Annotated in this window: 11 protein-coding genes; 4 read left to right on the top strand and 7 right to left on the bottom strand. The window is 64.2% G+C overall.

All coding sequences use genetic code 11. The features are described from left to right. Positions 1 to 24: 24 nt before the first annotated feature. The 7 genes from gyrA to dnaA all read right to left on the bottom strand — a co-directional run bounded on the left by gyrA (position 25) and on the right by dnaA (position 10,826). Entirely contained in the window at positions 25 to 2,571 is a 2,547-nt protein-coding gene (gyrA, locus tag PGN27_RS13990; protein WP_335326646.1) for a DNA gyrase subunit A, read from the bottom strand. A gap of 28 nt (positions 2,572 to 2,599) precedes the next feature. Beyond that, positions 2,600 to 4,627 carry a DNA topoisomerase (ATP-hydrolyzing) subunit B gene (gene gyrB, locus PGN27_RS13985; RefSeq protein WP_036462633.1) on the bottom strand — a complete coding sequence of 676 codons (2,028 nt, stop codon included), beginning with the start codon at positions 4,625 to 4,627 and terminating at the stop codon, positions 2,600 to 2,602. Positions 4,628 to 4,909: 282 nt separating this feature from the next. After that, complete coding sequence (locus PGN27_RS13980) at positions 4,910 to 5,470, bottom strand: DUF721 family protein (RefSeq protein WP_335326645.1); 561 nt, start codon at positions 5,468 to 5,470, stop codon at positions 4,910 to 4,912. After that, a complete protein-coding gene (gene recF / locus PGN27_RS13975; RefSeq protein ID WP_335326644.1) occupies positions 5,467 to 6,627 on the bottom strand; it encodes a DNA replication/repair protein RecF in 1,161 nt (386 codons plus the stop codon). Before recF ends, PGN27_RS13980 begins: the two co-directional genes overlap by 4 nt. A gap of 2 nt (positions 6,628 to 6,629) precedes the next feature. Beyond that, complete coding sequence (gene gnd / locus PGN27_RS13970) at positions 6,630 to 7,553, bottom strand: phosphogluconate dehydrogenase (NAD(+)-dependent, decarboxylating) (RefSeq protein WP_277624534.1); 924 nt, start codon at positions 7,551 to 7,553, stop codon at positions 6,630 to 6,632. Further along, entirely contained in the window at positions 7,546 to 8,739 is a 1,194-nt protein-coding gene (dnaN, locus tag PGN27_RS13965; RefSeq protein WP_191293452.1) for a DNA polymerase III subunit beta, read from the bottom strand. The genes gnd and dnaN overlap by 8 nt, the downstream gene beginning before the upstream one ends. A 593-nt stretch (positions 8,740 to 9,332) precedes the next feature. Next, the gene (gene dnaA, locus PGN27_RS13960) at positions 9,333 to 10,826 is read right to left on the bottom strand and encodes a chromosomal replication initiator protein DnaA (RefSeq protein ID WP_335326643.1); all 1,494 of its coding nucleotides are present in this window, start codon (positions 10,824 to 10,826) and stop codon (positions 9,333 to 9,335) included. Positions 10,827 to 11,420: 594 nt separating this feature from the next. Between dnaA and rpmH the strand changes: the two genes are divergently transcribed. The 4 genes from rpmH to yidC are packed head-to-tail and all read left to right on the top strand — an operon-like array spanning position 11,421 to position 13,358. Next, on the top strand, positions 11,421 to 11,564 hold the full coding sequence (gene rpmH, locus PGN27_RS13955) for a 50S ribosomal protein L34 (protein ID WP_073695092.1): 144 nt from the start codon (positions 11,421 to 11,423) through the stop codon (positions 11,562 to 11,564). 21 nt (positions 11,565 to 11,585) lie between these two features. Further along, on the top strand, positions 11,586 to 11,963 hold the full coding sequence (gene rnpA / locus PGN27_RS13950) for a ribonuclease P protein component (RefSeq protein WP_335326642.1): 378 nt from the start codon (positions 11,586 to 11,588) through the stop codon (positions 11,961 to 11,963). A 50-nt stretch (positions 11,964 to 12,013) separates the two neighbouring features. Then, entirely contained in the window at positions 12,014 to 12,244 is a 231-nt protein-coding gene (gene yidD / locus PGN27_RS13945; protein ID WP_234411556.1) for a membrane protein insertion efficiency factor YidD, read from the top strand. Then, positions 12,237 to 13,358 (top strand): membrane protein insertase YidC, encoded by a 1,122-nt coding sequence (gene yidC, locus PGN27_RS13940; RefSeq protein ID WP_335326641.1) that lies wholly within the window; start codon positions 12,237 to 12,239, stop codon positions 13,356 to 13,358. The genes yidD and yidC overlap by 8 nt, the downstream gene beginning before the upstream one ends. Positions 13,359 to 13,364: the final 6 nt, after the last annotated feature.

The following is a 13,364-nucleotide window of genomic DNA, read 5'->3' as shown; positions in this document are numbered from 1 at the left end:
CACGCCCATGGCGGGCTGGCGGCGTCACGTTGCGTCGGTCTGGTCGCCGTCGGAGGTCGACTCGACCGTCTCATCGGCGTCCACTTCGGACTCCGACTCCTCGCTCGCTTCGGCGTTCCGCGCAATCGCAATCAGTGTGTCGCCCTCACCGAGGTTCATCAAGCGGACCCCCTTGGTCTGCCGACCCGCCTTGCGCACCTGCTGTGCGGCGGTCCGGATGACACCTCCGCCCGAGGTGATGGCGTACAGCTCCGTCTCGTCGTCGACGATCAGCGCTCCCACCAGACTGCCACGCTTGGGGTCGTACTGGATGGTGAGGATGCCCTTGCCGCCACGCCCCTGCGCGGTGTATTCGTCGATCGCCGTCCGCTTCGCGTATCCGCCCGCGGTGGCCACCAACAGGTACTTGTCGGTCTCGACCACATTGAGCGAGAGCAACCGGTCGTCCTCCTTGAACCGCATGCCCTGCACGCCCGAGGTCGCCCGACCCATGGGCCGCAGCGCCTCGTCGGTCGCCGAGAAGCGGATGGACTGGCCCTTCGCGCTGACCAGCAACAGGTCGTCCTCGGCCGAGCAGAGTACGGCTCCGACCAGTTCGTCACCGTCGCGCAGGTTCACCGCGACGATGCCGCCGGAGCGGTTGGAGTCGAAGTCGCTCAGCTTGGACTTCTTGACCAGGCCGTTGCGGGTGGCCAGCACCAGGTATGGCGCATCCTCGTAAGTCTGCAGCTGGATGACCTGGGCGATGCGCTCCTCGGGCTGGAAGGCCAGCAGGTTGGCCACATGCTGACCGCGTGCGGTGCGCGAGGCCTCCGGTAGCTCGTAGGCCTTGGCCCGGTACACCCGACCCTGCGTGGTGAAGAACAGGATCCAGTCGTGGGTGGAGCAGACGAAGAAGTGGTTGACGATGTCGTCCTGCTTGAGACCGGCACCCTGCACACCCTTACCGCCGCGCTTCTGGCTACGGTACAGATCGGTCTTGGTGCGCTTGGCATAACCGGTCTCGGTGATGGTGACGACCACGTCCTCGCGGGCGATGAGGTCCTCGTCACTGACCTCGCCATCGGCGGGCACGATGCGCGAGCGCCGGTCATCGCCGTACTTATCGGCGATTTCCTTGAGCTCGTCGCGGACGATGGCGCGCTGGCGTTCCGGCTTGGCCAGGATGTCCTCGAGGTCGGCGATCTCGGCCTCGATCTTGGCCAGATCATCGACGATGCGCTGCCGCTCGAGTGCGGCGAGGCGGCGCAGCTGCATGTCGAGGATGGCCTGGGCCTGGATCTCGTCGACATCGAGCAGCTCGATGAGGCCCTGGCGGGCGATATCGGCGTTGGCCGAGGCCCGGATCAACGCGATGACCTCGTCGAGGGCATCGAGTGCCTTGACCAGACCGCGCAGGATGTGGGCCCGCTCGTTGGCCTTGCGCAGCCGGTAGCGGGTGCGCCGGATGATCACGTCGAGTTGGTGTTCGACGTAGTAGCGGATCATCTGGTCCAGGCGCAGGGTGCGCGGCACCCCGTCGACGATGGACAGCATGTTCGCACCGAAGCTGGTCTGCAGCTGGGTGTGCTTGTAGAGGTTGTTCAGCACGACCTTGGCCACGGCATCGCGCTTGAGCTCCACCACAATTCGCAGGCCGACACGGTCGCTGGACTGGTCCTCGATATTGGAGATGCCGGTCAGCTTGGCGTCGCGCACCTGCTCGGCGATCGAGGTGATGAAGTTGTCGTGGTTGACCTGATAGGGCAGCTCGGTGATGACGATCGAGGTGCGCCCGCGCGAATCCTCTTCGATTTCGACGACACCGCGCATCCGGATGGACCCGCGTCCGGTGGTGTAGGTGTCGTGGATGCCCTGCGACCCGACGATCAGGCCCGAGGTCGGGAAGTCCGGCCCCTTGACCCGCTCGCACACCGCAGCCAGCGTGGTTTCCTCGTCGGCCTCGTGGTTGTCCAGGCACCAGTACACGGCCTCGGCCAGCTCGCGCAGGTTGTGCGGCGGGATGTTGGTGGCCATACCGACGGCGATACCGCCCGACCCATTGGCCAGCAGGTTGGGGAACCGGCTGGGCAGCACGGTCGGCTCCTGCACGCGACCGTCATAGTTCGGGATGAAATCGACTGTCTCCTCGTCGATTTCACGCAACATCTCCATGGCCAACGGGGTCAGCCGGGCCTCGGTGTAACGCATGGCGGCCGGCGGATCGTTACCGGGCGAGCCGAAGTTACCCTGCCCGTCGACCAGCGGATAGCGCAATGACCACGGCTGAGCCATCCGGACCAGGGTGTCGTAGATCGACGAGTCACCGTGCGGGTGATAGTTACCCATCGTCTCGGCAACCGAACGCGCCGACTTCGCATGGCCGCGATCGGGCCGGAATCCGGAATCGAACATGGCGTAGAGCACGCGGCGGTGCACCGGCTTGAGGCCGTCGCGGACCTCGGGCAGCGCACGACCGACGATGACGCTCATCGCATAGTCGATATAGCTGCGCTGCATCTCCTGCTGGATATCGACAGGTTCGATGCGGTCGCCGGCTTCGTCGCCAGGCGGCAGTGTGGTGTCAGTCATCTAGGAGTCCTAAACCTGGTATTCCTGGCTAAACGTCAAGGAAGCGAACGTCTTTGGCATTACGGGTGATGAAGCTGCGGCGGGCCTCGACGTCTTCACCCATCAGGATGGAGAACAGCTCGTCGGCCGCGGCGGCGTCATCGAGAGTCACCTGCCGGAGCACCCGCACGCTGGGATCCATGGTGGTCTCCCACAGTTCCTTGGCGTCCATCTCGCCCAGACCCTTATACCGCTGGATGCCGTCTTCGGGGTTGATGCGCTTACCGGCCGCGCGGCCTGCCTCGAGCAGACCGTCGCGCTCACGGTCGGAGTAGGCGAACTCCGGTTCACTGCGCTGCCACTTGAGCTTGTACAGCGGCGGCTGCGCCAGGAAGATATGCCCGTTCTCGACAAGCGGTTTCATGAATCGGAACAGCAGGGTCAGCAGCAGGGTCGAGATGTGCTGGCCGTCGACGTCGGCGTCGGCCATCAGAACGATCTTGTGATAGCGCAGCTTCGCGAGGTCGAACTCGTCGTGAATGCCGGTGCCCAGTGCGGTGATGATGGCCTGGACTTCGGTGTTCTTCAATACCCGGTCGATGCGGGCCTTCTCGACGTTGATGATCTTGCCGCGCAGCGGCAGGATCGCCTGGAACATCGAATCGCGGCCGCTCTTGGCCGAGCCGCCGGCGGAATCACCCTCCACCACATACAGTTCGGACTTGCTGGGATCGGTGGAGCGGCAGTCGGCGAGCTTGCCGGGCAGACCGCCGATATCGGTGGCACTCTTGCGACGGACCAATTCGCGCGCCTTGCGTGCGGCAATACGCGCCTGGGCCGACGAGACCGCCTTGTTGACAACGGTTTTGGCCTCGGCCGGGTTGGCGTCGAACCAGTGCTGCAGCTCCTCGTTGCAGATCTTCTGCACGAAGGATTTCACCTCGGTGTTGCCGAGCTTGGTCTTGGTCTGACCTTCGAACTGCGGCTGGGACACCTTCACCGAGATCACCGCGGCCAGACCCTCGCGGATATCGTCACCGGTGAGGTTCGGGTCCTTCTCCTTGAGCAGCTTCTTGTCCTTGGCGTACTTGTTGACCACCGTGGTCAGCGCCGCCCGGAAACCCTCTTCGTGGGTGCCGCCCTCGTGGGTGTTGATGGTGTTGGCGAAGGTGTGCACCGACTCGGAGTAACCGGCGTTCCACTGCATCGCGATCTCGACCTCATGTCCCGGGCCCTTACCCTCGAAGTCGATGACGCTGGGCTGGATCGCGGTCTTGGTGCGGTTGATGTGCTTGACGAAGTCGACCAGACCACCGGGGTAGTGGAACACCCGGTGCTTCACCTTCTGTGGTGCGGCGTGCTCGGCGGCCTTCTCCTCGGCCGACTTCGGCGCTTCGGCGTGGTCGCTGACCACCTCGTCGACGATCTCTTCGGGGGCAACCCGCTCGTCGGTGAGCTCGATGGTCAGGCCCTTGTTGAGGAAGGCCATCTCCTGGAGCCGTCGGGCGATGGTCTCGAAGTCATAGGTGGTGGTCTCGAAGATGTCGGGATCGGCCCAGAATCGGATGGTGGTTCCGGTTTTCTTCGACGGCTCGCCCTTGCGCAGGGTGCCCGGTACCGACCGGTCATAGGTCTGATGCCATTCGAAGCCATCCTTGTGGATATCGGCCTCGAGCCGCGTCGAGAGCGCGTTGACCACCGACACACCGACGCCGTGCAGACCGCCCGACACCTGGTAGGCACCTTCTTCGAACTTGCCGCCGGCATGCAGCACGGTCATCACGACGTCGACGGTGGGGATGCCGGTGGCGTGCATCGCGACCGGGATACCTCGACCGTCATCGGTGACCTGAACTCCGCCGTCTTCGAGGATGCGGACGTCGACCTTGGTCGCGAAGCCCGCCATGGCCTCATCGACGGCGTTGTCGACGACCTCCCAGATCAAGTGGTGCAGACCCCGCTCTCCGGTGGAGCCGATGTACATACCCGGTCGCTTGCGGACTGCTTCCAGGCCTTCGAGTACCTTGATCGAGTCGGCACCGTATTCGGCCGGGGCATTCTTGTCTTGGGCAGCCACGTTGGACGCGTCTCCTTGGGGTTGCGCGCAGGTGGTTCTGTCACCGCCTGCAAAAGCTCCCCACAGTCTACCGCGCGATAGCGCTGGAACTGACTCTGCGGCGGTGTTTCCAGCCAGCTATCTGCGCCGTGCGCGGAATTTCCGGCCCATCCGAAAGTCAGGACGCTGCAGACCCTTGATTTCTGCCGTCTCGACGTTCTCAGTCGACGCTGCCGACCGAGCGCGAACTCGGCCGAAAGCCCGCGCGTCGGGCCGCGGACACGCACGGTCGCCGGACGGGGACTAGCCGTAGGTGTCGCGGGGGCCGCGGCCGGGCACGTTGAACTTGCCTTTCCGCCATGACGGCGCGGTCGGGCCTTGGATCTTCAAGGATGTGACGATCCCGTCGCCGACGGCGGCGGCGATCTTGGCCAACAGCTGGGCCTGCACCATGCGCAACTGCGTCGCCCAGGCCGTCGACTCGGCCGATACCGTCAGCACACCATCGCGGAGACCGGTCGGGATCGCATGGTCGGCGATCTGATCTCCGACCACCATCGTCCATTGACCGAGCACCGCACCCTCGGCGACCTGTCTGGTCCAGCCCCTCGAGCGGGCCAGATCCCGCGTGGCGGCACTGAAGGTCTGGGGGTCGCGGGCATCGGGACCCGGTCCCGACCAGCGGCGGCGCCCGGTCCCGGCCGGTCGGCGGGCAGCCGGGACGGTGCGCCCGCGTCCGACATCCTTGCCCTGACTGCGCGCGGCGCCGCGGGCCTCCTCCAGAGCCCGGCGCACCATGTCCATGCCCGGCAAGCCCTCGAGGTGCTCCGGCGGACCATCTGCGCGATCGTCCTGGTGGTTCACGTGATCACCTCCGACACTCGGCCTCCGTCGCCATCCCGCATGGTCACTTCCACCCGACGGACATCCCAGTCCGCCGGGAGATCCTCCGGGACAGCGGCGGTGACCAATACCTGCTCGGCCGAGCCGGCTACTTTGGCCAGTGCCTGCCTGCGCGCGCTGTCGAGTTCGGCGAAGACGTCATCGAGCAACAACACCGGGTCGGTGCCGTCGGATCGCAACAACTCATACGACGCCAACCGCAAACCCAATGCCATCGACCATGATTCACCGTGGCTGGCGAAACCCTTGGCCGGCTGATCGCCGAGTCGCAGCTCGAGGTCATCGCGGTGCGGACCGACCAGACAGACACCCCGTTCGAGTTCCGCGCCGCGCTTACGACCACACTCCTCCAGCAGTGCGGCCTCATAGACCGACGGGTCGACGGTGCCATTGCCTGCTTCGATCTCGACACCGTCGATACTGCTGCGGTAGCCGATGGCCGCCGGGCGAGATGCCGGGGCCAACAACTGATAGGCCTTCTCCACCTCGGGTCCGAGCTGGTTGACCAGATCGACGCGCGCCGAGATCAACTGTGCGCCATGCGAAGCCAGGTGACCATCCCAGATCTCCAGGGTGTCCAGGACGCTGGTGTCACCGCGGTGGCGAGCCGGGCCCGCGGTTTTGAGCAGTGCGGTGCGCTGGCGGAGCACCTTGTCATAATCTGCGCGTACACCCGCAATACGCGGGCGCAGCGAGGTCGCCACCTCATCGAGAAATCGACGTCGCTCCGATGGGTCGCCGCGCACCAATGCCAGATCTTCCGGTGCGAACAAGACAGCGCGCAGCACTCCGAGGATCTCACGCGGGCTGCGCACCGGTGATCGGTTCAACCTCGCCTTGTTGGCGCGGCCGGTGGTCACCTCGAGATCGACGGCCAACTCCCGACCATCGTTGACCACCACGGTCGACACCACGGCGCGGTCTGCGCCGGCCCGGATGAGCGGTGCGTCGGTCGACACACGATGTGAGCCCAGGGTGGCCGAGTACCACAGGGCTTCAAGAAGATTGGTCTTACCGAAACCATTGGGTGCGACAAACACCGTGTGGCCGGGCTCCAGGTCGAGCTCGACCCGCGGCCACGACCTGAAGTCCGTCAATCCCAGGTGACGTACGTACAAAGCTATCCGGATTCCGAGATGCGCTTGACCGCATGTCCACCGAACTGATTACGCAGTGCAGCAACGGCTTTCATGGTCGGAGAATCATCTTGACGCGACAGGAACCGGGCGAACAAGGATGCCGCGATACTGGGCACCGGAACACGAAGGCGGATCGCTTCCTCCACCGTCCAGCGTCCCTCACCCGAGTCATCGGTGTAGCCGCTGATATTGGCCAGCGCGGGATCTTCCTTCAGCGCCTTGGCCAGCAGCTGTTGCAGCCACGACCGCACCACCGTGCCATTGGTCCAGGCCTGATACACCGCCTGCGGATCGCGCACCAGATCTTCAGCGGCCAGCATCTCGTAACCCTCGGCGTAGGCCGTCATCAACGCGTACTCCACGCCGTTGTGCACCATCTTTGTGAAGTGGCCGGCCCCGACCGGCCCGGCATGGACGAATCCGTCGGCGATATCACCCGCGGGTCGCAAGGTGTCGAAGATGGGCATGGCACGCGCAATATCGTCGTCACTGCCGCCGACCATCAGCCCGTAACCTTCGGTCAAGCCCCAGATACCACCCGAGACGCCCGCGTCGATGAAGGATATTCCCTTCTCGCCCAACAGGTCTGCGTGCGGGCGGTCCTCGGTGTAGCGAGAGTTGCCACCGTCGATCACCAGGTCACCGGGGGAGAGCACCTCGGCGAGCTCGGCGATGGTCTGCCGGGTGACCTCCCCGGAGGGCACCATCACCCACACCGTGCGCGGCGCGGCAAGCGACTCGGCCAACGCCTTCAGGGTCGGGACATCGGTGACCTCGGGTCGGGGATCGAACCCGATGACGTCGTGGCCGCCGGCACGCAGGCGTTCCCGCATGTTGAAGCCCATCTTGCCGAGACCGATCAAGCCCAGCTGCATCGCACGTACCTCCTCGGGCCGGTCAGCCAGGGAGCCGCACCGGCATCAACAAATAGACGTAGTCGGTCTGAGCCGCCGGGAACGGACCGGTGGCGTCGACGTCGTTTCCAGTGTCCCCCGCCGGCCGCAATACTGCGGGACGGCTCGGTGTCGTGAAACCGAACGTCACCCGCTCCGAATGCAGCGAGCCGAGCCCATCGGTCAGGTAGGTCGGGTTGAAGGCGATGGTCAACGGTTCACCGGCGAACTCCACCTGCAGGTCTTCTTCGGCGCGGCCGACATCATCGGCGCCGGCGGACAGTCGCAGGCCGTCGGGGCTGAATTCCATCCTGACCTGGGCACCGCGGTCGGCGACCAGGGCCACACGCTTGATCGCCTCGGTCAGTTCGGCCACCCCGACGGTCGCGATCGCGGTGTGCTCGGCCGGTAGCAGCTGACGGAATTTTGGGAACTCGGCGTCGAGGAGTCGAGTCGTGGTGCGCTTGCCGTTACTGCGAATACCGAGCAAACCCTCTTTGCCCACGGCCGCGCCGGCACCCAACGCAAGGTGCACCTCGGTACCGTCGGTGCCGGTCTTGGCGGCCTCCGACAGCGTCTTTGCCGGCACCAACACCGCAGCTTCGACCCCGGCCGAGTCCGTCGACCAGGTCAGCTCGCGGACGGCCAGTCGGAACCGGTCAGTGGCCGCCAAAACGACCTTGTCGCCGGAAATTTCGACGCGGATACCGGTCAGCATGGGCAGTGTGTCGTCACGGCCGGCGGCGACCGCGACCTGACTGATCGCCTGGCCGAACAGGTCGGCGGAGACCACACCGGTCTCGTCGGGCAGCGCCGGCAGCGAGGGGTAATCCTCGACGGCCATGGTGGGCAGGGAGAATCGGGCGCTACCGCAGGTCAGAGCCACCCGAGTGCCCTCGACCGTGACATCGACCGGCTTGGCCGGCAACGACCGGGTGATATCGGAGAGCAATCGACCGGACACCAAAACGCTTCCAGGAGAGGCTATTTCAGCGGCGACCCGCACCTCCGCGGAGGTCTCGTAGTCGTAACCGGAGATGGTCAGGCCGTCATCGGAGCCGGTCAGCAGCACACCGGCCAGTACCGGAACGGTCGGTCGGCTCGGCAGACTGCGGGCGACCCATGCCACGGCGTCGGCGAAATCCTCGCGTACCAGACGGAACTTCAAATCGGTGAGACCAACATTCGTCGTCACCACGTCCATAACGTCCCTTCGATCTACCGCGTCAAACGAGCATCAACCAGCGGATTCCCCGTGTACCCACCGAGCGTAGTCGCGATCTGACCCGCGATCGCAGGAGGGCGTATCGAATCACCACCGTAGAGCGTCGGCGGCGAACTTGAAAGTGATTCGCTCACTGCAGAGGGGGACTGCATCGACCCTCGCGAAGGTGGGTGTTGATGCTTTGTCCCCACCAGCCTGTTTTTAGAAGAAGAATCTCTAGAGATACAAGCAACAGTATTAGGGGCTGTGCATTCTGTGGATGAATGCCAACAGATGCTGGTCACCGGGCTCGAGCACGTGTGGGCAGATTGTGGAGGATCGGCGGGGTCGGCAGTGGACGAATGTGGAGAACATGTCGGGTGTGTAGTGGACGGTCGGTTGCCACCAGTTTTCTCCCAAGTTGTCCACAGGTGCGTCCACATCGCTCGGTTGTGATTCGGCGGGCAGATGTGACAGAAGTTTTTCAGATGTCGGCGACCCGCCACGGCATTTCGTGCGCGTGTCGTAGGTACCCCAAAGATCGCCGCTGACACGGCATAGTGCGTGAAGGGGCGTGAGGGACGCAATCAGCGCTTGGAGCGCTGCCGGATCCGGGTGGTGAGTTCCTTGACGTGATCGAAGATTTCGCGTCGTTCGGCCATGCCGTCGCGAATCTTGCGTTCGGCGTACATGACGGTGGTGTGGTCACGGCCGAATGCTTCGCCGATGCGTGGTAGGGAGAGGTCGGTGAGCTCACGGCACAGGTACATGGCGATCTGCCGGGCCTGTGCCAGCGCACGGGTCTTACCGGGTCCCCGCAGCTCCTCGACCGATGTCTCGAAGTATTCGGCGGTGGCCGCCATGATCGTGGCGGTGCTGATCTGCATGGTGCCCGCATCGGCGATCAAATCGCGCAGGACGATCTCGGCCAGCGATTTGTCGATCGTGGTCTTGCTCAGCGAGGCGAATGCCGTCACTCGGATCAACGCGCCCTCGAGCTCGCGGATATTGCGTTCGATGCGGCTGGCGATGAGTTCCAGGACGTCATCGGGCACGTCGAGGCGGTCCATCTGCGCCTTCTTGCGCAGGATCGCGATCCGGGTCTCCAGCTCGGGGGGCTGGACGTCGGTGATCAGACCCCATTCGAAACGAGTCCGGAGGCGGTCCTCGAGCGTCGCGAGCTGCTTGGGCGATCGATCCGAGGAGATGACGATCTGCTTGTTCGCATTGTGCAGCGTGTTGAAGGTATGGAAGAACTCTTCCTGGATGCCGTCTTTACCCTCGATGAACTGGATGTCGTCGACCAGCAGGATGTCGACATCGCGATAGCTGCGCTTGAACGACGCCTTGCGGTCATCGCGCAGCGAGTTGATGAAGTCGTTGGTGAATTCCTCGGTGGAGACGTACTTCACCCGCATCCCGGGGAAGAGACGTTGGGCATAGTTGCCCGCGGCGTGCAGTAGATGGGTCTTGCCCAACCCTGACTCACCCCAGATGAACAGCGGGTTGTAGGCGCGTGCCGGTGCTTCGGAAATCGCGAGCGTGGCGGCGTGGGCGAACCGGTTGGACGAGCCGATCACGAATGTCTCGAACGTGTAGCGCCGATTCAGCGTCACGGAGTTCGCGGCCTCCGGTGCGGGGCTCTGCGATCGGTTGAAGAATGTCGGCCAGCTGGCTTCGGCGCTTTGGATCGCGGCCAGATCGTCGTCGACCTCTTCGGTGTCGGCTGCATCCTGTGCGGGCTCGGCCTCGGACTCGGCGTCATCGTCCGGCGGGGGAGTGGCGATACGGACACCCAGTTCGACTCGCTGTCCGAGTTGGCGACTGAGCGCCTCGACGATCGGCTCGCGAAGTCCGCGTTCGATCTCGTTCTGGACGAATGCCGTCGGCACCGAGAGCAGGGCGAAACCTTCGGTGATCACCAGCGGCCGCACCAGCTTCAGCCAGGCCCGCTGCTGTGCGGTGAGGCCGGATTCGCGGGGTCCGCCGTTGACGGTCTCACCGAACGGGGTTTCGCCGTTGAGTTCGGCGACGACGTTGTTCCACACCGTGACGAAGGAGGAGTCTGGGTCCGCGGTCAACGACGCCCACCCCCTTTTTCGGCTTCCTCGGGACTTCCCGGGGGCGACAGTAACAAACCATCCACATAGTTATCCACAGCCTGTGGAAAGCGAGCATCGTCTGCTGTCGCGCTATGTTGCGGCGTGGAGGCCTGGTGTCGGAGCTCGGCACAATTCCGGTCAGTCGGTTTGTGGGCTCGCGGCCGGTGGTCATCCCCGCTCTGTGTCCTGCGCCGCCTCAGGTACGAAACGGCTTTGGCAGAAGCTAACAGTTTTCTCTCGGAGTGCCAACCGTTCGGCAACATTGCTCGCGCGATCTGTTCAGCCCGTGGATCGTCAGGGGCAGATGTGGCTTCTGTGTTGGTTGATACGCAGTTCGGGGGCGGTGGTGACGGGTCCGAGCAGGTTTGACCCAGACAATTCTCGTCAGTACCCTCGAACAGTCGCCCACACGTGGCGATACGGCCGGGTTCAAGCCCTCGAAGAGATTCGGGGCGGCGCTGCGGCTAAGTACGCAAGATCGATGAGCTTACCAACGGTGCTTAGGTCTTCGTCCGCCATGATATCCATGGGGGTCGTTGATGTCGGCACCAGACCGAACGAGGAGAGACAGCCGTGGCCAAGGGCAAGCGGACTTTTCAGCCGAACAACCGCCGCCGGGCCCGTGTGCACGGATTCCGGTTGCGGATGCGGACGCGCGCGGGTCGCGCGATCGTCTCGGCACGCCGCGGCAAGGGTCGTCGCTCTCTCACTGCGTGATTCGACGCAGGGTCTGCGGCGGTGCTTCCGGCCCAGTACCGGATGACACGGTCCACGGATTTCGGTGTCACGGTGCGGCAAGGTGTCCGGGCGGCCCAGCCTGATCTGGTTGTGCACGCCTGGCGCGACGCGGTCGGCGACGAGAAGGTCGTCGGCCCGAAGATAGGTCTGGTGGTGTCCAAATCGGTGGGGACGGCGGTGCAACGGCACCGTGTCGCGCGCCGGTTGCGGCATGCCGCTTATCGCCTTCTCTGCGACGGTCAGTCAGGCCTCGACACTGCCGACCGCGTGGTCATTCGCGCATTACCGGGTAGCCGTGACGCGCGCTCGGAGCGCCTGGAGACGCAACTGCGTTCGGCGTTGACACGCGCCCACATGTTGCAACAGGCCCGATCGTGACGGGGCTGCCGGCGAAGTGCGTGATTTTCGTGATTCAGCTGTACCGCACGATGATTTCGCCGTTGCGGCTGCCATCGTGCCGGTTTACCCCCACCTGTAGCGAGTACGCGGTGGATGCCTTGACCGAGTGGGGTCTGATCCGCGGAAGCTGGCTTGCTGTCGTCAGGCTTGCGAAGTGCGGTCCATGGCATCGCGGAGGATGGGACCCGATACCCGAGCGCGGCGAGAAGGCCGGCGATAAGACTTCGGAAGAAGTCGTCAGGAGCGATTCTGTTGTTTAACTGGTTCAGCCTCGACATCATCTATTACCCGGTGTCGGCGATCATGTGGGTCTGGTACAAAGCGTTCGCTTTCCTGCTGGGGCCGTCGAACTTCTTCGCCTGGGCGCTGTCGGTGATGTTCCTCGTCTTCACCCTTCGCGCGATCTTGTACAAGCCGTTCGTCAAGCAGATCCGCACCACGCGGCAGATGCAGGAGTTGCAGCCGCAGATCAAGGCTCTGCAGAAGAAGTACGGCAAGGACCGGCAGCGCATGGCGCTGGAGATGCAGAAGCTGCAGAAGGAGCACGGATTCAATCCGATCCTTGGATGTCTGCCGATGCTGGCGCAGGTCCCGGTCTTCATCGGCCTGTTCCATGTGCTTCGGTCGTTCAACCGCACCCAGGGTGGATTCGGTCAGATCCAGCTGTCGGTGGAACAGAACCGGGCCACCGGCAACTATGTCTTCAGCCCGACCGATGTTGCGCACTTCCTGGACGCCAATCTGTTCGGGGCTCCGCTGGGCGCCACCATGATCCAGAAGACCGGTCTGGACGCGTTCACCGAGTTCAGTCGGGTGGCTGTCATCGGGGTGGGCGTGCCGATCATGATCCTGGCGGGTATTGCCACCTACTTCAACAGCCGGGCGTCCATAGCCCGGCAGAGCCCTGAAGCGGCCGCCAATCCTCAGACCGCTCTGATGAACAAGCTGGCGCTGTATGTGTTCCCGCTCGGCGTCGTCGTCGGCGGTCCGTTCCTGCCGCTGGCCGTGATCCTGTACTGGTTCGCCAACAACATCTGGACCTTCGGTCAGCAGCATGTGGTCTTCGGCAAGATCGAAAAGGAAGAGGAAGCCAAGAAGGCCCTCGAACTCGAACGTCGTGCGGCCAACGCACCCGCACCGGGTGCCAAGCCGAGTAAGGGTCGTAAGCAACCCAAGGACGCCGGTGGTGGCGAGGACTCCGCGGCCGCCAAGGCACCGGGTGAAGCCGACTCGGTGGGTGAGGCCGAGTCCGCTGCCCCGGAATCCAAGAGTCCCAAGAACACCAAGAATCAGAACGCTGCGAAGACTCCCGGATCCCGGGCGGCGGGGAACACGCCGCGACCGGGCAGCCGACCGAACAAGCGCAAGCGCTAGAAGCCA

Origin of the sequence: Mycolicibacterium neoaurum (assembly GCF_036946495.1) — a bacterium.
Classification (GTDB): domain Bacteria; phylum Actinomycetota; class Actinomycetes; order Mycobacteriales; family Mycobacteriaceae; genus Mycobacterium; species Mycobacterium neoaurum_B.
The sequence above is the reverse complement of the archived record's forward strand: the minus strand, read 5'-3'. Positions and strand labels throughout refer to the sequence as shown.